The organism is Paracidovorax valerianellae (genome assembly GCF_900102625.1).
GTDB lineage: Bacteria > Pseudomonadota > Gammaproteobacteria > Burkholderiales > Burkholderiaceae_C > Paracidovorax > Paracidovorax valerianellae.
In genome coordinates this window covers 323,730-345,455 of record NZ_FMZC01000004.1, presented here as the reverse complement: position 1 = coordinate 345,455, position 21,726 = coordinate 323,730, and the positions used below count along the sequence as shown (strand labels likewise).

Here is a 21,726-nt window from a genome sequence, read left to right as displayed (position 1 = left end):
GCCGGGCACAAAACGCCCGCACTGCGCACAATCGAGACCATCTATGCCCCCTTTGCCGCCCCACGAGAGACCGCCCCGCCCCACCCCGTTCCCGCCCCTGGACGACAGTCCCCCGGCCACCGCCGCCGCGGGCCAGGCGCAAACCGCCGAGGCCGCTGCCGCCGCGCAGCTGGACCAGGACGCCGCCCGGCGCGCCAGCCTCTCGCCGTTCGCGCCGCTGCAGGTGCCCGTGTTCCGCATGCTCTGGCTCACCTGGCTGGCCGCCAACACCTGCATGTGGATGAACGACGTGGCGGCCGCGTGGCTCATGACCACGCTCACCAGCTCGCCCGTGCTGGTGGCGCTGGTGCAGACGGCCTCCACCCTGCCCGTGTTCCTGCTGGGCCTGCCCAGCGGCGCGCTGGCCGACATCCTGGACCGGCGCCGCTACTTCATCGCCACGCAGTTCTGGGTGGCCGTGGTGGCGCTGGTGCTGTGCGTGGCCATCCTGATGGGCGGCATGACGGCGCCGCTGCTGCTCGCGCTGACCTTCGCCAACGGCATCGGCCTGGCGATGCGCTGGCCGGTGTTCGCCGCCATCGTGCCGGAGCTGGTCAGCCGCCAGCAGCTGCCGGCGGCGCTGGCGCTCAATGGCGTGGCCATGAACGCCTCGCGCATCATCGGGCCGCTGCTGGCCGGCGCCATCATCGCCAGCGTGGGCAGCGCCTGGGTGTTCGTGCTCAACGCGCTGCTGTCGGTGGTGGCGGGCTTCACCATCATGCGCTGGCGCCGCACGCACGTGCCCAGCCCGCTGGGGCGCGAGCGGCTGACGAGCGCCATGCGCGTGGGCGTGCAGTTCGTGCGCGAGTCGCCCCGCATGCGCGCCGTGCTGTGGCGCATCTCGGTCTTCTTCCTGCACGCCACCGCGCTGCTGGCGCTGCTGCCCCTGGTGGCCCGCGACCTGGAAGGCGGCGGCGCCGGCACCTTCACCCTGCTGCTGGCCTCGATGGGCGCCGGGGCCATCGCGGCCGCGCTGTTCCTGCCGCGCCTGCGCCAGGCCATGTCGCGCGACACGCTGGTGTCGCGCGGGGCGCTGCTCCAGGCTGCCTCCACGGCCGTGATCGCCATCGCGCCCAACGTGTACGTGGCCGTGCCCGCCATGGTGCTGGGCGGCATGGCGTGGATCACCACGGCCAATTCGCTCAGCGTGTCGGCCCAGCTCGCGCTGCCCAACTGGGTGCGCGCACGCGGCATGTCGATCTACCAGATGGCCATCATGGGCGCCACCGCGGCGGGCGCGGCCCTGTGGGGCCAGGTGGCCTCGCTGACCACCGTGCACATGAGCCTGGCGCTGGCCGCGCTCACCGGCACCGTCGCCATGGCCCTGGTGCAGCGCTGGGTGGTGGACCGCACCATGGAAGAAGACCTGAGCCCCTCGACCGCCTTCAAGCTGCCGGTCGCGCCCACCACGCCCGAACGCGGCCATGTGGTGGTCACCATCGAGTACCACATCGACCCCGCGCGGGCCGCCGAATTTCGCGCGCTGATGCAGGAAAGCCGCCGCAGCCGCCTGCGCCAGGGCGCCCTCGACTGGCAGCTGCAGCACGACATCGCCGACCCCTCGCGCTATGTGGAGCGCATCGTGGACGAATCGTGGACCGAGCACCTGCGCCGCTTCGACCGCGTCACCGCCTCCGACGTGGCGCTGCGCGACCGCAAGCTGGCCTTCCACACGGGCGAGGCGCCGCCGGTGGTGTCGCGCTACCTGGTCGAGCTCGAGCGCTGAAGCGGATCGGTTCGCACACCGTGAAAGGGCTTCGGCGCGCAAGCCGTTGCCGACGCAAGCGCGCCCTATTCTCGGTCCACTCTGAAACGGTCGCCTGGGGCCTGCTCAGGTAGATCAATAAAGGAGTCGTCCATGAAGTCGAGCACACTGAGCCGTGCCGACCATCGCAGAACCACAGGCGGGCAGGAAAGCATGCGCGCACCCGGTGGGGCGCGGCGCGTTGTGCCTTCCACCGCGCATCCGCCTCAAGGCCTGGCAGGTGGGGGGCCACGCCTTTCAAACGCCGGGGCAGACATCCGCCCACGCAGCAGCAATCCATTGCCGATGCCACCGGTTGCATCGCGATCCTCGGTGCTCGGCGCGAGGAAAGCCAGTGCGTCCCGCAACCCGCTCGCGATCGAGGCCGACCCAAAAGCCTGGCTGAACGCCAATGCCACCGAGGCGAGAGCCGCAAGAAAACGCCTGCTCGACGGCGCGATCCCATTGCTCAAGCTTTTCCACATCGCGTCACCCCTGGCTGCGCAGCCTTACCAGCTCGACACGTACATGACCTCCGACGGCCAGACACAAAACGCCATTCTGGCGCCAGCCAAGGCGTTGATCCCGGGGCTCTTGCGCTCCGACAAGATCATCGAACTTTCACCCGGGCAACTGGACCGCGCCAACGCCCTGTCCACCACGCATCCTGGCATCGACACACAGATGCCTGACATGCAGCCGCGATTGCATGTGATCTCGCCGGCCGTAGCAGCCAACCTGGCATCGGCACGGGAAGTGATCGATCTCGTCAAAGCCCTTGTTCCCAGCGGAACCGGCAATCAGATCAAGGATTTTTTGGCAACGGCAGGGGAAAGCTATCTTCGCTCCCGCCTGTCGTTTAACCACAATCGCGGCGTCGCAAATCTTGCGCACTCCATCATCCAATTCCAAGGGGGCGACTGCGACGGCCATGCGAGCCTGGCCTTCCACCTTCTTGCACAGAATCCTGCGCTCAAGGATTGCCAGATCGATATCGTCGAGGTCAGTCAAAACGTCGCGCATGTGTTCGCCGTGATTCGAGGAGATAAACCCGAGGAGGACATCGTCGTGGACGCCTGGGCCCTCTTTGCATCGCCAACATTCGTTCGAGACGCTCTTCCCATGCATCGGACCCTGCTGGACGCTGAGCGCGGGAAGATCAGGGTATCCAAACCCGCTGGCACCGTTGCACCTGCAATGGACATCGAACAGGCGCTGAAACGGCAAAGTCAATGGCAAAGTGCCGTCGAAAAATACTCGTCGCTTTCCGAGGCGTTTCGGCTTCACGCCCACCGTGATCCTGACGCTGCGATCACACAAGTTCTGATCGAAAAAGAGAATCTCTGGGATGTGCCTTTCAGCGGCAATCCCAACGTCCGGTATGAAATCAGAGATCCCTCTGGGCGTGCGCTCACTGATTTTCCGATCCGGTTCGATATGCAGCGGGCCCCGGCGGAACGGGAGTCCGCCACTGAGACGCCAGCGCGAACGCGATGACCGTCGTTGCAAAGCTCCATTCAGTGGCTTTGATCAGCCAGACGAACTGCAAAGCGATATATCCATGAAGCCAAGCCCTCTTACCGGCGCCGATAGCCGAAGAACCCCGACTGCGCAAAAAGAGCCCCCACCCCCTGCAACGCGGCGCAGTGCGCCGTCCACCGGGCATGCACCCCAAGGCCTGGCAGCCCGGGTCTCACGCCTTTCAAATCCCGGCGCCGGCATCCGCCCGCGCAGCGACAACGGGATGCCCACTCCCTCCACCAAATCGCCGTCGCGCGTGCCCGGCACGATGGAAATGGGCTCATCCGGCATCGCGCCACCGCCCGAGCCCGGTGTATGGCTCGACAGCAACGCCTCCGAGGCGAAGGCCGCCAGAAGCCGCCTGCTCGACAGCGCAACCGGGCTACAGCAGGTCCACGACACGCTCCGATTTCCAGAAACGCCTTGCCCGCTCGACACTTACATCACCGGGGAGTGCCCGGTCCAGCACGCCGTTGTGGTTCCCGCGAAGGAACTGCACCCCGGACTCTTGCGCGCCGATCGATTCATGGAGCTTTCATCGCAACGGCTGACACAAGCCAATGTGCTTTCCACAACGCACCCTGGCGTCACCCCCCTGATGCCGGACATGGCGCCCCGATTGCGCGTGATATCGCCCGCAGCGGCCACCCACCTGGCATTGGCTCGGGAAGCGATCGATCTGGTCAAGGCGCTTCTTCCCGCAGGCGCGGGCAATCAGATCAAGGACATCGCTGCCACAGGGGCAGAAAACTGCTTTCGCTCAGCGATGTCATATCGGGGGAAGGGCGATCCCGCGACCTGCGCGAGCGCCGCCATCAAGTACCAGGCCGGCAACTGCAATGCCCAGGCAAGCCTGGCTTTTCAGCTTCTTTCACAGAACCCGGATCTCCAGAATTCAAGGATCGACATTGTTTTCGATGGTCCGGGTGGGGGTCACGATCACGTATTCGCCGTGATCCGCGGTCAGACGCCCGAGCAGGACATCGTGGTCGACCCCTGGGCCCCCTTCGCCACGCCGACATTCGTCGTCGACGCACTTCCCATGTACCGGGACCTGCTCAGCGCAGGGCAGGAGGGCATCAGGCATACGAAGCCCGCCGGCACCGTTTCACCACCAACGCTGGATATCGATGAAGCCCTGAGGGAACAAGGAACGGTCGAAAAAAATCCGCCGCTCTCCGAGCAGTACCTTCATGCGATGGGCTTTGATCGCGAATTGGGACTCGCCATTTATCTGGGCCATGGCAAAGGCCTCTGGGATGTGCCATTCAGTGGCAACCCCAACGTCCGCTACGAGGTCCAGGATGAATCCGGCCACAAGCTGACTGATTTTCCGCTGCGATTCGACATGCAGCGCACCGGCATGGGCCAACAGCTGGAGCGCTGAGGACGGAACGCCCAGCGCCCCTTCAAGGCCCTCACCGCCGCGAAGGCCGCAGGCCGAACCATCCGCCCTCGGCGTCGTAGAGCAGGTCGAACTGCTTCAACAGGTAGCGCCCGGTGTTCATGAAGGCGGGACGGCCCACGAAGGTGAAACGGCCCGGCGCGTTCACGAGCACGGACTGGGGCGCGTCCGCATCCCCCACGCGGAAGTCGTACTGCGCCACAGGCGCCTGCGCGCCTGGGAACATCACCTGCACCCGCGTGCCGTCCTTCAAGCCCGTCACCGGCCGGCCCCGGCGGGTGGGATCGGCGATCTGCGCCGTGGGCAGAGCCGACGGGTCGGCGGCCGTGAGGTACATCTGTGCGATGCCGGTGTCCACCAGTACGGGACCGGTTTCGGGCGCGCCGCCGTCCACCGACACGGCCACGGTGGCCTGCTGCCAGTCGCGGGGATCGCTGGAGGCCGGCTGGCCATTCGCAAGCAGGCTGCCGGGCTGCAGCTTCACGAACCGAAAGCCCTTGGCCTGGTCGGGCGTGAGGCCTACGTGAATCGCGTGCCTGGTCACGATGTAGCCCCCGTGCACCGCGCCCCGGGCGACGGGGCTTCCGTCGATCTCGGCGATGTTGATCAGCGGATTCTTGTCGGGCGTGCCCTGCGGCTGGCCATCGTGCTCGCGCCAGAAGCCCACGCCCATGTAGGCGATGCCGCCCGGGCTTTCCGTGGTGTACGTGGGATTTTCGCAGTCGGGCCGGTTGGCCTTCTCGTCCCAGCGCGGGCAGATGATTTCCTTTTCGACCGCGAGCACGGGCACCCGGGCAATCACTTCGTTCCAGTCGCTGTTGAGCACCACGTCGCGCACCACCCAGTGACCGATCAACAGCTGCCGGCTGCTGGAGCGATATTCCCAACCTTCGTTGGCCTGGCGCGCTTCCTTGTTGCGCGAATAACCGGGCAGATCGACCGCGGAAATCACCACGCCGGCGGAGCCCGTGTCCAGGGTGACGATGAAGGGCCGGGGGGGCGCGAGCACGCCGGTGTCCGTCGGCATGCGGACTTCGAACCGCAGCCGCGGCGCGTCCGTCATGGGGGAAGACCAGCCCTCTCCCGGCGGGGAATGGAGGCGGATGAAGCGCGAGTCGGTGCCTGGGCGCAGCGAGGGGCCAGCGGTGGCCGCTGCGGCGGCGGGCAATGGCGCCTGCGCGGGTACGGCACCGCAGGCGAGCAGCGCGGCAGCGCAGGTGATCGCTGCGCGAAGCGGAATGGGCATGGGATCTCCTTGCCTGGCGAGTGTTTGATGGGAAGAGCAGGCTACACGATCCTCCGGGCCGTGCCGCACCCCGCAGGCCACTGCAGCCCGGGCGAATCTGTTCGCACGCCCTTGCAATGCTTCGTTGGGCACGGTTTCGCGTCCTGGCGCCCGCTTTATCCTGGCTTCACTTGCAAACTGCCGCCTGACGGTGGGTGGCAGGATCGCCAAGGGAAGAGATCCATGAAGCCAAGCCACCTTTCCCACGCCAAGAGCCCCCGAGGCGCGCCTGCGCAGGAAGAGGCCCCACCCAAACCGTCGCAGCGCAGCGCGTCGTCCAGCGCGAATGCACCCCACGCCCTGGCAGGCGGGAGCCCGCGCCATCCCAGTTCCGGTGGCGGCATCCGGCCCCGCAGCGACAACCTGCAGGCTCCGGTCCATCCGGAATCGCGTTCATCGGTGTTCAGCACCGTGCGGGGATTCATGTCATGGGGATCGTCGAGCAGCGCCCCAGTGGCAGCACCAGAGCCCGACCCCCAGGCCTGGCTCGACAGCAACGTCTCCAAGGCGAAAGCCGCAAGGCAACGCCTGCTGGACAATGCGGCCCCCTTGCCCAAGCATGTCAACAGCGCGTCCCCTCTCGCTGGAGAACCTTACCAGCTCGACACTTACGTCACCTTCAATGGCCCAGAGCAAAACATCGTCTTGGTTCCAGCCAAGGAGCTGCTGCCGGGATTCTTGCGCTCCGACCAATTCATCGAGCTGTCTTCGGACCAGTTGAAGCAGGCCAACGCCCTTTCCACGACGCATCCTGGCGTCACAACACAAATGCCAGACCTGGAGCCGCAATTGCATGTGATCTCGCCCGCAGTCGCGGCGAACCTGGCATTGGCGCGAGAAGCGATCGATCTGGTCAAGGCCCTTCTTCCCGGGGGAGCAGGCAACCAAATCAAGGACATGGCGGCAACCGGGGGAGAAAGCTACCTTCGGTCCGCGCTGTCGTATGCCCACGGTGGACGCGCGGCAGACCATGCGTTCGAAGCGATCCTGTACCAGGGTGGCTACTGCGTCGCGCAGGCGAGTCTGACCTTTGAATTGCTTTCACGGAATCCGGCGCTCAAGGACTCCAAGATCGATATGGTCCATGGTCCTAAACACGTGTTCGTCGTGATCCGAGGCGAGACTCCCGAGCACGACATCGTGGTGGACCCGTGGACCCCCTTTGCATCACCGACCTTCGCCCAGGATGCGCTTCCTCTGCATCGGGAGATACTCGAACAAGCAAGCGAAAGTGTCCGGCAGAACAAGGCTGCTGGCTCCATTTCTTCCGCGCTTGACATCAAGGAAGCGCTGAGACGCCAAGGTTTCAAAAACCAATCGTCCATCTCAGATCTGTTCCAGTTTGAAAGGTACCGTGACCCCAAGACTGCGATCACGAAGAACCTGGAGGGCAAGGAAGACCGCTGGGATGTTCCATTCAGCGGCAATCCCAACGTTCGTTACGAGGTACGCGACGCGTCCGGCAGCCAACTGACTGAATTTCCCCTTCGGTTCGACATGCAGCGGGCCGCCTCTGCCCCCAACCCGCACCAGGCTTGAGCCCGCTACCGCAAAGTCACTCGTTGCGGCGCAGTCCGAACCACCCGCCATCGGCGTCGAACAGCACGTCGAACTGGCGAAGCATGTGCCGGCCCGTGTTCACCATCGGGGAACGACACCTTCACCTGGGTACCGCTTGCCAGCCCTGCGGACGCGCCTTCGCGGCTTGGGCTGGTATCGCTGTTGTCGGCGGCGGGTGGTGGAGTTGAATCGCTGAAGCGGTCGCTTCGCGGCCTCGGGGAAGTGCTTCGTTTGGCACGGGTTCGCTGGTGCACGCGCGCTCTATCCTGGCTTCATTTGAAACTGCCGCTTCTTGGTGAGAGGCAGGATCGCCAAGGGAACCGACCCATGAAGCTAAGCCATCTATCGCACGCCAAAAGCCCAAGCGGAGCGACTGCGCAGGAAGAAAACCCAAATAAGACATCGCAACGCGGTGCGTCGTCCAGCGGCAAGGCACCCCACGCTCTCGCAGGAGGCCCCCGGCATCCGAGTTCCGATGCCGGTGTCCGCCCACGCACCGACAACTTGCCCTACAGGCCCTCTTCCGCGTCGCAACCCTCCATGCTTGGCACCATGCGGGGATTCATGGGATGGGGTTCGGGTCCGTCCGGCAAAGCGCCAGAACCTGACCCCAGGGCATGGATCGATGCCAATATCTCTGAAGCGAAAGAAGCCAGGAAGTGCCTGCTCGACGGGGCGACCCCGTTGCTCAAGCAAATACATGACGGGTCTCCTCTGTCGGCAGAGCCGTACCCACTGACTACCTACCTCACTTTCGACGCTGCCCAGAACACCGTTCTGGTGCCCGCAAAGGAATTGGTCCCGGGACTGTTGCGCTCTGACCAGTTCATCGAGCTTTCGCCCGACCAGTTGAACCAAGCCAACGCGCTTTCCACAACCCATCCTGGCGTCAAAACGCAGATGCCCGATATGAAGCACCAACTGCGGTCGATATCGCCTGAAACTGCCGCGCATCTGGCCGCCGCACGGGAGGCCATCGACCTGGTCAAGGCGCTGATGCCCGATGGTGCCGGCAATCAGATCAAAGACATCGCGGCCACTGCGGGAGACAGCGCCCTTCGGGCGTCCCTATCGCATTCCAATACCGGAAATCCCACCACCCTTGCGACCAAGGCCATTCGGTTTCAAGGGGGCAACTGTGATGCACACGCCGGCTTGGCCTATCAACTTCTTTCGCAGAATCCAGCGCTCAGGCACGCCAGAATCGACATCGTGGATGGCGGACCGAACGGAAATCACGCGTTCGTCGTGATCCGGGGAAAGAAACGCGAGCACGACATCGTGGTGGACCCATGGGCCACCTTCGCCTCCCCTACCCTCGTTCAGGACGCGCTTCCCATGCACCGTGCATTGCTCGGTGCCGCAGGCGGTGGCGTCGCCCACACCAAACCGGCCGGCACGCAGTCAGCCTCCCTGGATATCGAAGCGCTACGGCAAGAAGCCTTAATAGACAATCAATCGCCGATCATCGAGCAGTTCAAAGCCAACAGGCTCCGCGATCCCGCAGACGTTGTCACGGACAGCGTGAAGTACGCTGACGACCGCTGGGATGTGCCATTCAGCGGCAATCCCAACGTCCGCTACGAGGTCCAGGATGAATCGGGCCGCCAGCTGACCGACTTTCCGCTGCGGTTCGACATGCAGCGGGCCGCCTCTGCCCCCAACCCGCACCAGGCTTGAGCCCGCTACCGCAAAGTCACTCGTTGCGGCGCAGGCCGAACCACCCGCCATCGGCATCGAACAGCACGTCGAACTGGCGAAGCATGTGCCGGCCCGTGTTTACGAACGCCTGATCGGACGGGCGGGTGACGATCACCGCCGTGGGCGCCTGGGGCGATCCCACCTGGAAGCGGTATTCCGCCACGGGCGCGGCATCGTCGGGGAACGACACCTTCACCTCGGTACTGTTTGCCAGCCCCGTGGCGGTCGCGCCCTTGCGGCTCGGGTTGGGGATGGCCGTGGTCGGCAGCGCCGAGGGGTTGGACACCGTGAGGTACATCTGAGCGATGCCGGTATCGACGAGGACGGCCCCCGTCTGCGCGGGCGCGCCGTTCACCGAAACGGCCATCGTCGCCTGGGGCCAGTCGCGCGGGTCGCTGGAGGCCGGCTGGCCTGCGGCGTTCAGGCTCCGGCCCTGCAGCTTCACATACGAAAAACCGGTCGTGTTGGCCCGGGTCAGCCCCACGTGCACGCCTTTGGCGGTGACGATGTAGCCGCTGCGCATGCTGCCGGGGGCCACGGGCTTGCCGTCGATGGAGGCGATGTTCAGCAACGGGTTCTTGTCCGGCGTGCCCTGAGGCTGGCCGTCGTGCTCACGCCCGAAACCTACGCCCATGTAGGCGATGCCGGGCGGGCTTTCTTTGGTTTCCGTGGGCTTTTCGCAGTCGGGCAGATTGACCTTTTCATCCCAATTCGGGCAGATCATTTCTTTCTCGACCGCGAGCACGGGGACTCTGGCGATCACTTCGTTCGCGCCGGGGCTGAACACCAGGTCGCGCATCACCCAGTGGCCGATCCACAGCCGCTTGCTGCTCGAGAGGTATTCCCAGCCCTCGTTGGCTTTGCGAGCTTCTTCATTGCGCGAGTAACCGGGCAGATCGACCGCGGAAATCACCACGCCGGTGGAGCCCGTATCCATGGTGACGGTAAAGGGGCGGGCAGGCGCAGGCACACGGGAATCCGGAGGCGAGCGAACCTCGAAGCGCAACTGCGGCGCGTTCGTCATGGGGGCCGGTGCGCTGGCCGGTGTGGCATCGAAGCCAATGAAGCGTGCGGCGCTGTCCGGCCGAAAAACAGGGCCAGTGGCCTGCGCGCAGGCCACTGCGGCAAACCCCATGCAGCCCCAGAACACCGCACTGCGCGCCACCTGGCGAGTTGTCCATTGCATGCCGTTTCCTCCTGCGCCGATGTGTGGCCGGCAGTGGCATGCAGGTCGGCGGCAAGGCCTGCATGCCCGGCTCGGAAAACGCGGTTGGGCCCCTGAACCAAGCCGCAGTGGCGTTGGCTCAGGGGCCCGTCAAAACCCCTAGGCAGGCAACAGCTTACTTCGGTGCATTGGAGATGATGAACGGATCAAACCAGCCGTGCGACTGGCCGTTGAGCAGCAGTTGCAGCGAATACTGCGATTGCGAGCCCTGGGGTGACGTGGGTGCCGTCACGTACCCACCCCAGACGCTGCCCGTGGGGTTGTATTGGGGGTATTGCACCGGATTCACGATGTTTCCGGCATTGGTGCCGATGGCAGCGCCGGTAAAGCCGGTGATGATCACCTGCTCGGACGGATCGATGGACACCACTTGCCAGGTGAGGGTGTCCCCCACCGTCACCGTGGTCACCAGTTCGTCGCCGCCCTGGCCGCTGTTCGACTTCCCGGTGGAATCGACCATGTAGACATAGTTTCCGATATTGGCATTGCCAGCGGCGATGCCGTTGAGAGCCTGGCCGACATTGATGGCCACGAGGACGTTGATAGTTGTCATGTGCTTTCTCTCCCTTTAATTGGTAGTCAATGCAGGAATCTGCATTGGCAGACGATTCCCCAGGCGTCCGTGGACCTCTGGGGCCTCGTATCGGTGATGCAGCGCAGCACCGACCAATTCATTCTGCTTGATGGAAACTGAACCACAACCCCCGCGGGCTGAAGCTTCCTGAAGCGTTATGAATGCTGCTGTTTTCTACCTCGGCCAGAGCGCCCACAGCCGCAGGCCCTGCTTGAGCCGCCCCGCCAACTCGCCCGCCTCCGCACCCCAGCCTGCGAAGTAATCGGCCCGCACCGCGCCCACGATGGCCGTGCCCGTGTCCTGCGCCATCACCAGGCGCTGCAACTGCACCTGGGGCCCGGTGGAGGTCAGCCACACCGGCGTGCCGTAGGGAATGCTCTGGCGGTCCACCGCGATCGAGCGGCCCGGCGTCAGGGCTACGCCCTGGGCGCCCTTGGGTCCGAAGCCGGCGTCCATCGCGTCGAGCGGCTCTTCGCGAAAGAACACGTAACGGGGGTTGGCCCACAGCATCTCCTGCACGCGCTGCGGGTTCTGCAGCGTCCATGCCCGGATGCCGGGCCACGTCGCATCGCGCACCAGGCCCTGGTCCAGCAGCCAGCGGCCCACGCTTTGATACGGCTGGTCGTTGGTGCCGGCAAAAGCCACGCGCAGCAGCGTTACCGATCCATCGGCCTCCTGCACCCGCAGCCGCCCCGATCCCTGGATGTGCACCACCAGTGCCTCGACCGGGTCACGCACCCAGGCGATGACGCGGCCGGCCAGCGCAGCCTGCGCCTCGGGCAGCGTGTCGATCTGCTGGCGCGTGTACCAGGGTTTGCGCTGCCCGTACCCTGCGGGCAGGCGGTACAGCGGCACGGTGAAGCCATTGCCCGGCTGGCGCGCGGCATCCAGGTACGGCTCGTAATAACCGGTGAGCATGCCATCCACCGCGCCATCGAACGCCTCGATGCGATACGGCTGCAGCCGCGACACCATCCAGGCGCGTTGCTCCTCGGGACTGGCGATGGACAGGCGGCGCACCTCGCCGCACAGCGGCGCAAAAGCCGGCGCAGGGCGCTCGCAGCTCTTGATCCAGGCATTCCACGCTTCGTGCAGCGAATCTTCGGTAAACCCGGGCAACTCCGCCCAGTGCACCGGAATCCAGCGGCTCTTGGGCTGGGACATCGGCCCCGGCAACGGGCCGGACGGCTCTGGGGGCAAAACGCCGCCCGGCGTGCCCGGCAGCGGTGCGCCGGGTGGCAATGGGGATGACGGAGGCAGGGGCGTGGTGGAGCAGGCCACCAGGGTTCCTACAATCAGCGCCGTTGTCACAAGGCGCAGGAGACGGAATTTCATGGGGCTGATTTTGCTTGAAGCATTGCTGGCGCTGGTCGTCCTGGTCGCTATTGTTTGGTGGACGATGTTTGCGGGGCGCAAGGGAGGGGAATTGCCCCCTGCGCCTCCACCGCCCCCTGAAGACAAGGAACGCGACGGCGAATCTGACAAATAAGCATGTCAATGGTTCGTTCCAAGGCTTGGCGATGGCTCTTGCTGCTGGGGGCGGTGGCATGCACCCGTTCAATGGCGCAGCCTGCACTCCAGACCATCAACGCACCACAGGGCCTGTGCCAAGCTGACGAGGATGTCGTCTTCACCTGCAATCTAAAGTCCAGGCGTACGGTATCGGTATGCGCCTCCAAGCCTTTGGATAGCGAACACGGCCATGTGCAGTACCGGTTTGGACAACCGGGGCGGATAGAAATAGCGCTTCCAACCGCGAAGACCGACGCAGCGTGGCGGCAAAACGTTTTGGCCAAAAGGCTTCGGCACTCTGCAGGCGGAGGCAACTACCTGAGGTTCAACCAACCGCCTTTTTCCTACGTGGTGTACAGCGCGTTCGGCGCGCATTAGGGAGAGAAGACAGGCGTCATGGTGTGGAAGGACGGCGAAATGGTCAGGCAGCATGCCTGCAGCGGCGCGCCAGTGTCCCGGTTGGGCCCGGCTTTCCAGGCCCAGGCCGGGCTGGGCGAAGACCCTGACGAACTGGTCCTACCCTGAGCGGCACGGCCAGCGCCAAAAATAGCGCTCTGTCGATTTCGCTCAAGGTCCGCCGGCCAGCGCATGAGTCCAGGGGCTCGCCCCGTCTCAAGCAGCGAGCGGCGGCCCATTACTTGGAAAAGGAAGATCCCATGCGCAACAAGATTCTCATTGGCGCCACTGCCGCCGTTCTGCTCGTGAGCGGCTGTGCCAACATGGACGATACCCAGCGGCGCACCGCGACGGGCGCTGGCGTCGGCGCGGTGGCCGGGGCGGTCATCGGCTCCGCCACCGGCGGCCGGGCAGGCACCGGGGCGGTCGTCGGGGCGGGCGTGGGTGCGTTGGGCACCTACATCTGGTCGCAGCACATGGAGCGCCAAAAGCGCGACATGCAGCAGGTCACGCAGGGCACCGGCGTGGTGGTGACGCAGACCGCCGACAACCAGCTCAAGCTCGACATTCCGAGCGATATCTCGTTCGCCACCAACCGTTCGGACATCCAGTCCAACTTCGCCCCCGTGCTGGAGCGCTTTGCCGAGGGGCTTCGCAACAACCCCAATACCGAGGTGCGCATCGTCGGCCATACCGACTCCACCGGCAGCGATGCCATCAACAACCCGCTGTCGATGGACCGGGCGGCCAGCACCCGCAACTTCCTGACGACGCGGGGCGTGAATGGCGCACGCATTCAGGTCGAGGGCCGCGGCTCGCACCAGCCGATCGCCACCAACGACACGAACGACGGCCGTGCGCGCAATCGCCGGGTAGAAATCTTCGTGGGCGAGCGCCAACCGGGCTGATGGGCGCCGGGTTCAGGCGCTGATTGCAAGGGGTCAGCGTTCCTGATCCTTTCACAGGCTGCCGAGCCACAAGGCAAAAAGCCACAGGGCGCTTCTGCGCCCTGTGGCTTTTTACAGCGCAGCGCGCAGCAGGTTGGCCAGTTCCACGGCGGATTTGACCTGCATTTTGTCGAACACGCGCGCGCGGTGGACCTCGACGGTGCGCACGCTGATGTCCAGCTGATCGGCGATGAGCTTGTTGGGCAGCCCCTCGACCACCAGGCGCATCACGTCGCGCTCGCGATCGGTCAGCTCCGACAGCCGAACCTGCAGGTCGCTGTGCTGGCGCACCTGTTCCATGTACTGGGCGGATTGCGCCAGAGCCTGCTCGATGCGGTCCACGAGCAGGTTGTCGGAAAACGGCTTCTCGCAAAAATCGAAGGCCCCGCGCTTGACGGTGGCGACCGCCGTGGGCACGTCGGCATGGCCCGTGAGAAAGATCACAGGCATCGCCTCGATCAGGCGGCGCTCGGCGAGCCGGTCGAACAGGGCGAGGCCGCTCATGCCGGGCATGCGCACGTCCAGCAGCAGGCAGCAGGGCTGGCGCGGTGGTGGACGCTCGTCCAGCATGGCTTCGAAGGCTTCGGCACTGTCGAAGGACTCACTGGGCAGCCGGCGCGATCGCAGCAGCCAGGCGAGCGCTTCGCGCACGCCCGAGTCGTCATCGACGATGTATATGGTGGCGTTGGAGACGGGTTCCATCAGGGGTGGCTGTCCGCGCTGGCAGGCAGGGTGAAAGTGAATACCGTACCACGCGGCTCGTTGGGTGCATGGCCCAGAAAGCCCCCGTGCTGCTCGACCACGGTGCGGCACAGGCTCAGCCCCAGGCCCATGCCTTCGGGCCGGGTGGTGAAGAAGGGCGTGAAGAGTTTTTCGCCCACGTCCTGCGCGATGCCGCAGCCCCGATCGATCACCATGAACTCCAGCCAGGCGCTCTGGGCGTTCGATGCGGCACGGCGCACGCGCAACTCCAGAATGCGCTGCGGCGTGGCGGGGTCGTCCATGGCCTGCATGGAATTGCGCGCCAGGTTCAAGAGCACCTGCTCGACCATGGTGCGGTCGCACAGCACGGGCGGCAGGTCGGCATCCACCGAGATTTTCACGAAGACTTCCAGCTTGCGGGCCTGCAGGCGGATGAGCGGCATCACCGCATCCAGCAGGTCATGCGCGGACACCACTTCACGCGACTGGTCGCGCCGCCGCACGAAGTCGTGCACGCTGCGGATCACGCGGCCCGCGCGCTCGGCCTGCTGCGCGATGCGCTGCAGCGCCACGTGCACGTCATGCAAGGGCTCGTGGGGCGGTCCGCCGTCCGTGGGGAGCAGATTGAGCGAACCCGAGGCATAGCTTGCGATGGCGGCCAGCGGCTGGTTCAGTTCATGGCTCAGCAGCGACGCCATCTCGCCCACGGTGGCCAGCCGCGCGGTGGCCTGCAGGCGCTCCTGCGAGGCGCGCGACATCTCCTCGACGCGGCGCTGCTCGCTCACGTCCAGGAACGCGCTCATCCACCCGGTGTGCAGGCCCTGCGCGTTGATGAGCGGCGCCTCGAAGATCAGCACCGGAAACCGCACGCCGTCCTTGCGCATGAAGGTGGATTCGTACCCTTCGCGCGGCGGCGGGTGCAGGCTGGACAGGCGGATCGCCTGGCGCTGGCGGTATTCGTCGGCGAACTCAGGCGGCCAATAAGGCACGGGCGCGCTCTGGCCCAGCAGCTCCTGCGCGGTGAAGCCCACCATTTCGCAAAAAGCGGGGTTCACGTAGGTGATGCGCCCTTGCAGGTCGCGAGCGCGCAGCCCGGTCACCAGAGAATCTTCCATCGCTTTGCGAAAGGCCAGCGCATCGCCCAGGTCGCGCTCCGCGCGCAGCCGGCGGCGGTTGTCGCGCACGAGCACGATCAGCACGGTGACGAGCGCGATCGACATGGCCGTCACCAGCGCGGTGAGCACGTTGGGGAACACGCTGGGCGCGCTGTGCCAGCTGTCCATGCGCAGGACCAGCGTGGCGCCCGGCAGGTCGAACAACTGCTGCGAGCTGAACAGGCGCGTGCCGCGCCGGCTGGCCCCAACCATCGCCAGTCGGGTGCCGTCGGCCTCGGTGAAGGACACCTCCTGCCCGCGCTTGAGACTGGGCACGACCAGATCGATCAGCACGTTGTGCAGCGAATAGGTGGCGACCACGAAGCCTTCGTTGCGGCCGTCCTGGATGAGCGGCAGGCACAGCTCCATCATCTCGGAACCGCGGCCGTCGCCCTGCGGCTGAAAGTAGCTGGCGGAATACGACGGCCCCGCCACACGGCGCGCATTGCCGCAGGCCAGCGCGATGTTGGAATGCATGCCGCTGCGCATTTCCGCGTCCCACTGCACCGGGCGGTATGGGGTTTCGACATGGGCGCGCACCTCCAGCGACGGGCTGCGCCACTCCAGGCGCACCAGCTCGCGGCGCACGCTCAGCAGCGCGGCGGCGCGCGATTCCCAGCTCGCCAGATCCGGCGTGCCCCCGTGCAGCGCCTGCAGGTTCTGCAGGTTGTGGGCGAAGCCCTGGCGAATGTCGGCCACGGCATCGGCCGCGTCGCGATCCAGCCGGTTCTGCACTTCGCTCGCTTCGTAGCGGCCCGCCAGCCAGACCTGGGTGACCAGCATGCCGGCCACCAGCAGCACGAGCAGGGCCCACAGCGACCAGCGCTTCCACGCGCTGCGCCAGCGGTGCCACGGCCACAGGAACGGCGTGCCGTCGCTCACAAAACGCAGTGATCGAGTGCCGGCAGCTGTTGGCGCACCTGCTGCAGCCGGGCCGCGTCGAGCTGGCCCATGGCCACGCCCGCGCCTTCGGGCAGCTGCGACTGCACCACGCCCCACGGATCGACCACCATGCTGTGTCCCCAGGTGCGACGGCCGTTTTCGTGCACGCCGCCCTGCGCGGGGGCCAGCACGTAGGCGAGGTTTTCCACCGCGCGGGCGCGCAGCAGCAGTTCCCAATGCGCCTCGCCCGTGGTGTGCGTGAAGGCGCTGGGCACCAGCAGCAGATCGGCCCCGGCGCGCGCGTGCTGGCGATACAGCTCGGGAAAGCGCAGGTCGTAGCACACCGACAGCCCCACCCGCCACCGTGTGCCGTCGCGTGCGGTCATGTCGAACCGTGCCGGCGTGCTGCCGGCTTCGATGACGGCGGCTTCATCGAAGCGCTCTCGCCCGTTGTCGAAGCGAAAGAGATGAATCTTGTCGTAGCGGGCCACGCATTCGCCCTGCGGCGAAAACACCAGCGAGGTATTGCGCACCTGGTGCTCCGACTCGCACTGCAGCGGCAGCGTGCCGCCCACCACCCACAGCCCCAGGTCTTTGGCCGCCTGGGCCAGAAAGCGTTGGACGGTGCCCTGTCCGTAAGGCTCGCGCAGCGCGAGCTTGTCGGTGTCGCGTGCGCCCATGGCGCAAAAATATTCGGGCAGCACGGCGAGTTCGGCGCCCTCGGCGGCGGCCTGCTCCAACAGGTGGCGGGCCTGCTCCAGATTGGCGGGCACGTGCAGGCCCGACACCATTTGCAATGCGGCGGCTTTCATGATTTGTCTCCGTTGGGCGGCTCGGGGTCCGGTGGCTTGGCGGTGTTCACGCCGGCGCTGCCCAGCTTGCGCCGGGGGACGCGCTCGATGCGCGGGTCGGTCCAGGTGCCATCGATGCGGAACTCCTGCGTCGCCGCCTGGATGAGCGGGCCGCGCAGGAACACCTGCGCCAGAAAGCTGCCCAGGCCCACCACGGGGTTGATGGCCGTGGCGACGAGCGAGGCGGTCATGGCGTTGATCTCGGGCACCACCACCACGTGCAGATCCTGCGTTTCGCGGTCGAGGTCGGCGCTGCCTTCCATGAGCACAGCGGCGTTCACCCCCTTCATCTGCAGGTTGTTGGTGTTGGCCACACCCTGCTCCATGCGCACGTCGCCGCGCACGAAATCGAAGGCAAAGCCCTCGCTGAACACGTCGCGGAAATCGAGCGTCAAGCGGCGCGGCAGCGACTGCAGGCTGAGCACGCCCAGCAGCTTCGCCAGGCCCGGGTCGGCCTTGAGGAACTGACCCGATTCGACGTTCACGTTCATCTGGCCCGACATGGTGCGGTAGTCCGGCGTGAGCGGCGGCCCCATCCACGCCACCTGCCCTTCCATGCGGCCCTTGCCGCGCCGCACCACGTCCGCCATGCCGAAGCGCGCCAGCAGATCGCCCGAGTCGCGAATGTCGAGCTTGAAGTTCATCACCGTGCGGCGGCGGGCATCGGCGCCCGACTCGCTGCCCAGCAGCGCCCAGTTGCCGTTGGCCGTGAGCGTGGCCTCGGGCGCGACGATGTTGAACTTGGCCAGCCGCCATTCGCGCGGTGCGCCATCGCCGCCCCGGTTTTGCGCCTCGATCTCGATGCGGCCCAGGCGGCGCCCGCGCAGCTCGAAATCGTCCACGACGATGTCCAGCGACGGCAACGTGCCGGCCCCGGCCGCCGGCTCTTCGGCCAGCAGTGCGTCCACCTCCTTGGCATCGCTCTGCGGAACCGCCAGGCGCGACAGGCGCGCGAACACGCGGCCCGCACTGCCGTCGGCCCCGATGCCCGCGCCCTGGCGAAATTCGACGTAGCCATTCAATTCCTGCGCATCCACGTTGGCGCGCCAGGTATTGCCGTCGCGCGAGCCGCCCATCACCACGCTGTGCAGCGAGCGGCCCTGGAAGTCCACCTGGCGGGCCCGCACGGCCAACTGCGTGGGCAGGTACTCCTGCATGGGCGAAGACTCCGCAGGGGCGCCCGCACCGCTGGCCACGGCACCAACTGCGCCGTTAGGCGCCACATTGCTCCCGGGCGCGCTGCTGGCTGGAGCGGCCGCCACGGCAGCGGTGGCCGATGCCGCCTCTGCGGACGGCGCGGCCGCTGATGCCTTTGCTGGCGAGGGCCCGCCGCCATGCAGCACCGCGTGCCAGGCGTCGGCATCCAACTCGCCGATCTGCACGTTGGCCACCACGCCGCGTTCAGGCAGGGGCGCGGCCTCGCCGGGCGCCAAGCCCAGCGCGATCGCGCCGCGCAGCACGCGCGGCTGGGTGGCGGAAGAAATATCGCGCACATAGGTCACCGAGCCGAGCGTGCCCAGGTCCAGCGCCAGCTGCTCGTGCAGGGGCGCGCCCGCCACCAGCGATTCGCGGGTGAGCTGTGTTTCGAACCGGATGGGCAGCATGGCCTCGGCCGTCTTGCCCAGCGGGGCCGGCAGGTCAAAGGCCATGCCCTGCAAGGTGGTGGTGACCTGCACTTCCGGCGTGCCCCGGCGCACGCCCAGCGCCAGCGCGTAAGGCGTGCTGCCGGTGGCGCGCTGCGCCAGCTGCGCCAGCCCGGGCCATTGCGTGGCCTGGCGCAGGCCTTCGGCCGTGGCCACGCCCTGCGCACGCACCTGCACGGCGGATTCGACCGGCAGCGCCCCGGCCGGCAGCGCCCGCATGCCGCCCTCCAGCCGCAGGTCGCCGCCCAGCGCGCGCCCCTGGACACCCGCCAGGGTGAAGCCGGTGTCGGTGAACTGCACGGCACCGCGGGCGCGGGCGATGGCCGGCGCATCGGGCGCGATGCGCACGTCATTGCCGGCCAGTGTCACGCGCCCCTGCACCTTCGACTGGTCGATGTGGCTGATGGGCAGCGACAGGGCCAGTTGCAGGTCGGCATCGCCGTTGGCCGTGGTCTTGTCCAGCGCGTTGCCGGTGATGTGCGACAGCGGCGAGGTCGTGACGAACGACAGCATGTCGGCCAGCGGCCCGCGCGCATCGGCGTTGACGGCGACGACCGAGTGAGCCAGATCGGGAATGCGCGCCTCCACCTTGTTCACGCGCAGTTTGGGCGTGCCGGCAAAGCTGCCGCTCGCGCCCTTCACGGCCATGGAGGAGCGGTCGAAGATGAGCTCCCCGGCGAGTTCGGTCAGCGCGGGCCACGGCGCTTCGTTGGCGTGCTGCAGGCGCGGCGGCACGTAGGCATAGGTCACGTCCTTCACGCGCGCAGCGATGTGGAACTCGCCCTGCCCGGGCGCATTGAAAGGAATGTCGTGCAGATCGCCTTTGACGCGGAACTGCACGTTGCTGGCGGTACCGGCCGTGACGGCATCGCGCACGTAGTGGCGCGTGTCTGGCGGAATGGACAGCGGCAGGTAGCGGTGCACGCGCGTGCCGTCCGCGCGCTGCAGCGCGCCGGACAGGTCGAGCACCCCGGGAAAGCGCGACCGGGCGCCGGAGCGCTCGGCATCGGTGGTGTGCCAGGCCAGCTTCGCTTCGCCCTGCGCGTCGGCATTGGCGAATTGCAGGTCGTCCGCCTGCACCGCGATGCGCTGGCCTTCGATCTGCCATCGCACTTTGGCGGCAAGGCGGTCCATCGGCACGGTGCCTTCTTCAAATACTTTGGGCAGCACCAGGGCGCCGTTCGCCATGGCCAGCGAGGCCTTGCCGCCTGCCTGCGACACGTCGAACTCTACATCCGCCCCGCGCAGGCCGGGCACGCCGGAGGCCGCACCCTCGGGCCGCGGCTGGTCGGCCAAGGCGAGCCCGGTCACCTTGCCACGCGCCTGGTATTGCTGCATGTGGTCGAGGGGGCCGCGCCAGCTGGCCTTGAGCTCGCCCACCAGCCCGCGCGGCGCGTAGTCGGCCAGTGCCGCATGCAAGGCCGGCTCCAGCGGCAGCCGGCTGGCGATCTGGGCGAGCGCGGCCAGATCGAGCCGGTCGGCCCGCAGTTCGCCCTGCTCGCGGCTGCTGTTGCGCCCGGTGTGCCGCACCGTGAGGTTGCCGCCGGGCCAGCGGAGCGCGTCCTGCGTGGTGAACTGCAGGCCCTCGGTGGAAAACTCGAACCCGTCGGACAGGCGCCGCCCGCCCACGCGGCCGGACACCGACTGCAGCGCCAGCGGCTCCAGCTTGGCGCCCAGCTGGGCATTCACGTCGGCCAGGGCCAGGTCGGCCGTGCCGCCAACGAATTGCCCGCGCTGGAAGTCGATCCACGCGCGCAGTGCGCCGCGCCCCTCGGCCACCTGCACGCCATCGATGTGCACATGGTGGCGCAGCCGGGAGACGTCCACGCGCGAAAAATCGGCGAAGAGCTGCCCCGTCCATTGCTGCCACGAGCCGTCGTGCGTCGTCAGGAACGGCTGGCGGAACTGCCCCGTGAGCTTGAACCGGTCGCCCCACTGCGCAGGCGGCGTGGCCTTGATGCGCAGGTTGTGGCCCCAGCCCCGGTTGCGCAGCAGCAGGTCGACCTGCTCCAGTGCCAGAGGGGGGGCCGTGCTCTGCTCGTCGGTCAGGCGCACCATGCCGCCGCGCAGCACGACTTCGCTTTGCGAAAACAGCCAGTCGGCACCGGCGCTGTCGCCCCCTTCGGTCTGGCGAAACGCCAGCCCCGCGATGAAGATGCGGCCGTCCGCCAGCCGGCGCACGTCCAGTTCGGGGCGCTCGATATAAAGCTGCTCGAATCCCCTGCGCAGCAGTGAGCGCGGGGACAGCGACCCGACGACGCGCGGCAGCTTCAAGGCCACACGGCCTTCGGGGTCTAGCAGGGCGACGTCGTTCAGCTCGAACGTGGGCACCAGCCCGTCGGACCGTGCCGACAGCGCGCCGATGCGCACCGGTACCCCCAGCGCGCGTGTGGCATGGGTTTCCAATTGCGGACGGAAGTCGCCGATACGCGGCACAATCCAGCCGTGGAGCACCCCCCAGGCGACGGCCACCAATAGCCAGAAGGCGATGAGCAAGCCCAGTGACCACCGCGCAAGACCTGCCAGGCATCGGAGCAGGCGTGAGGGGTGCGGTGGCTGTTCAATCATTGGTGGGCTTGGATGTG

The 21,726-nt window shown here is 66.8% G+C and carries 15 protein-coding genes; 7 read left to right on the top strand and 8 right to left on the bottom strand.

The genetic code is table 11. The annotated features are described in order from the left end of the window. Positions 1-43 precede the first annotated feature (43 nt). The 3 genes from BLT03_RS09265 to BLT03_RS09255 all read left to right on the top strand — a co-directional run bounded on the left by BLT03_RS09265 (position 44) and on the right by BLT03_RS09255 (position 4,691). A complete protein-coding gene (locus BLT03_RS09265) occupies positions 44-1,765 on the top strand; it encodes an MFS transporter (protein WP_092742648.1) in 1,722 nt (573 codons plus the stop codon). 132 nt (positions 1,766-1,897) lie between these two features. Further along, positions 1,898-3,280 carry a hypothetical protein gene (locus BLT03_RS09260; protein WP_217640155.1) on the top strand — a complete coding sequence of 461 codons (1,383 nt, stop codon included), beginning with the start codon at positions 1,898-1,900 and terminating at the stop codon, positions 3,278-3,280. A gap of 247 nt (positions 3,281-3,527) precedes the next feature. Further along, entirely contained in the window at positions 3,528-4,691 is a 1,164-nt protein-coding gene (locus tag BLT03_RS09255) for a hypothetical protein (RefSeq protein ID WP_217640154.1), read from the top strand. 31 nt (positions 4,692-4,722) lie between these two features. Here BLT03_RS09255 and BLT03_RS09250 read toward each other — a convergent pair whose 3' ends face one another. Continuing rightward, on the bottom strand, positions 4,723-5,955 hold the full coding sequence (locus BLT03_RS09250; protein WP_092742645.1) for a hypothetical protein: 1,233 nt from the start codon (positions 5,953-5,955) through the stop codon (positions 4,723-4,725). Positions 5,956-6,177: 222 nt separating this feature from the next. On the opposite strand from BLT03_RS09250, the gene BLT03_RS09245 reads away from it, so the two are divergent. Both BLT03_RS09245 and BLT03_RS09240 read left to right on the top strand, forming a co-directional pair. Then, positions 6,178-7,533 (top strand): hypothetical protein, encoded by a 1,356-nt coding sequence (locus BLT03_RS09245; RefSeq protein WP_217640153.1) that lies wholly within the window; start codon positions 6,178-6,180, stop codon positions 7,531-7,533. 561 nt (positions 7,534-8,094) lie between these two features. Continuing rightward, entirely contained in the window at positions 8,095-9,234 is a 1,140-nt protein-coding gene (locus tag BLT03_RS09240; RefSeq protein WP_217640152.1) for a hypothetical protein, read from the top strand. Between the two features lie 16 nt (positions 9,235-9,250). Here the strand turns inward: BLT03_RS09240 and BLT03_RS09235 are convergent, their stop codons facing one another. The 3 genes from BLT03_RS09235 to mltA form a co-directional block, all read right to left on the bottom strand. Then, a complete protein-coding gene (locus BLT03_RS09235; RefSeq protein WP_139160354.1) occupies positions 9,251-10,441 on the bottom strand; it encodes a hypothetical protein in 1,191 nt (396 codons plus the stop codon). A gap of 154 nt (positions 10,442-10,595) precedes the next feature. Further along, positions 10,596-11,033, bottom strand: a complete 438-nt coding sequence (locus BLT03_RS09230; RefSeq protein WP_092742642.1) for a DUF8788 domain-containing protein — start codon at positions 11,031-11,033, stop codon at positions 10,596-10,598. Positions 11,034-11,228: 195 nt separating this feature from the next. Further along, the gene (gene mltA / locus BLT03_RS09225; protein WP_092743083.1) at positions 11,229-12,455 is read right to left on the bottom strand and encodes a murein transglycosylase A; all 1,227 of its coding nucleotides are present in this window, start codon (positions 12,453-12,455) and stop codon (positions 11,229-11,231) included. Here mltA and BLT03_RS24440 point away from each other — a divergent pair. Further along, on the top strand, positions 12,388-12,543 hold the full coding sequence (locus BLT03_RS24440) for a hypothetical protein (RefSeq protein WP_175537709.1): 156 nt from the start codon (positions 12,388-12,390) through the stop codon (positions 12,541-12,543). The two genes, mltA and BLT03_RS24440, sit on opposite strands and share 68 nt — an antisense overlap. 679 nt (positions 12,544-13,222) lie before the next feature. Continuing rightward, a complete protein-coding gene (locus tag BLT03_RS09220; protein WP_092743080.1) occupies positions 13,223-13,870 on the top strand; it encodes a YiaD family glycine zipper/OmpA-like lipoprotein in 648 nt (215 codons plus the stop codon). A gap of 111 nt (positions 13,871-13,981) precedes the next feature. On the opposite strand, the gene BLT03_RS09215 is transcribed toward BLT03_RS09220, so the two are convergent. From BLT03_RS09215 to BLT03_RS09200, 4 genes are read right to left on the bottom strand one after another with little or no spacing between them, the layout of a single operon-like run. After that, on the bottom strand, positions 13,982-14,611 hold the full coding sequence (locus BLT03_RS09215; RefSeq protein WP_092742641.1) for a response regulator transcription factor: 630 nt from the start codon (positions 14,609-14,611) through the stop codon (positions 13,982-13,984). Continuing rightward, positions 14,611-16,647, bottom strand: coding sequence for a two-component system sensor histidine kinase NtrB (locus BLT03_RS09210; protein WP_434802341.1), 2,037 nt, complete (start codon positions 16,645-16,647; stop codon positions 14,611-14,613). The genes BLT03_RS09215 and BLT03_RS09210 overlap by 1 nt, the downstream gene beginning before the upstream one ends. Continuing rightward, positions 16,644-17,459 (bottom strand): carbon-nitrogen hydrolase family protein, encoded by an 816-nt coding sequence (locus BLT03_RS09205; RefSeq protein ID WP_092742639.1) that lies wholly within the window; start codon positions 17,457-17,459, stop codon positions 16,644-16,646. The genes BLT03_RS09210 and BLT03_RS09205 overlap by 4 nt, the downstream gene beginning before the upstream one ends. Then, positions 17,456-21,709: a YhdP family protein gene (locus tag BLT03_RS09200; RefSeq protein WP_092742638.1), complete on the bottom strand. Its 4,254-nt coding sequence runs from the start codon at positions 21,707-21,709 to the stop codon at positions 17,456-17,458. The genes BLT03_RS09205 and BLT03_RS09200 overlap by 4 nt, the downstream gene beginning before the upstream one ends. Positions 21,710-21,726: the final 17 nt, after the last annotated feature.

Excerpts from the sequence above, each read along its gene's own strand:
- BLT03_RS09265 (WP_092742648.1), top strand. The coding sequence starts at position 44 with ATGCCCCCTTTGCCGCCCCACGAGAGACCGCCCCGCCCCACCCCGTTC.
- BLT03_RS09260 (WP_217640155.1), top strand. The coding sequence starts at position 1,898 with ATGAAGTCGAGCACACTGAGCCGTGCCGACCATCGCAGAACCACAGGC.
- BLT03_RS09255 (WP_217640154.1), top strand. The coding sequence starts at position 3,528 with ATGCCCACTCCCTCCACCAAATCGCCGTCGCGCGTGCCCGGCACGATG.
- BLT03_RS09250 (WP_092742645.1), bottom strand. The coding sequence starts at position 5,955 with ATGCCCATTCCGCTTCGCGCAGCGATCACCTGCGCTGCCGCGCTGCTC.
- BLT03_RS09245 (WP_217640153.1), top strand. The coding sequence starts at position 6,178 with ATGAAGCCAAGCCACCTTTCCCACGCCAAGAGCCCCCGAGGCGCGCCT.
- BLT03_RS09240 (WP_217640152.1), top strand. The coding sequence starts at position 8,095 with ATGCTTGGCACCATGCGGGGATTCATGGGATGGGGTTCGGGTCCGTCC.
- BLT03_RS09235 (WP_139160354.1), bottom strand. The coding sequence starts at position 10,441 with ATGCAATGGACAACTCGCCAGGTGGCGCGCAGTGCGGTGTTCTGGGGC.
- BLT03_RS09230 (WP_092742642.1), bottom strand. The coding sequence starts at position 11,033 with ATGACAACTATCAACGTCCTCGTGGCCATCAATGTCGGCCAGGCTCTC.
- BLT03_RS24440 (WP_175537709.1), top strand. The coding sequence starts at position 12,388 with ATGGGGCTGATTTTGCTTGAAGCATTGCTGGCGCTGGTCGTCCTGGTC.
- BLT03_RS09220 (WP_092743080.1), top strand. The coding sequence starts at position 13,223 with ATGCGCAACAAGATTCTCATTGGCGCCACTGCCGCCGTTCTGCTCGTG.
- BLT03_RS09215 (WP_092742641.1), bottom strand. The coding sequence starts at position 14,611 with ATGGAACCCGTCTCCAACGCCACCATATACATCGTCGATGACGACTCG.
- BLT03_RS09205 (WP_092742639.1), bottom strand. The coding sequence starts at position 17,459 with ATGAAAGCCGCCGCATTGCAAATGGTGTCGGGCCTGCACGTGCCCGCC.
- BLT03_RS09200 (WP_092742638.1), bottom strand. The coding sequence starts at position 21,709 with ATGATTGAACAGCCACCGCACCCCTCACGCCTGCTCCGATGCCTGGCA.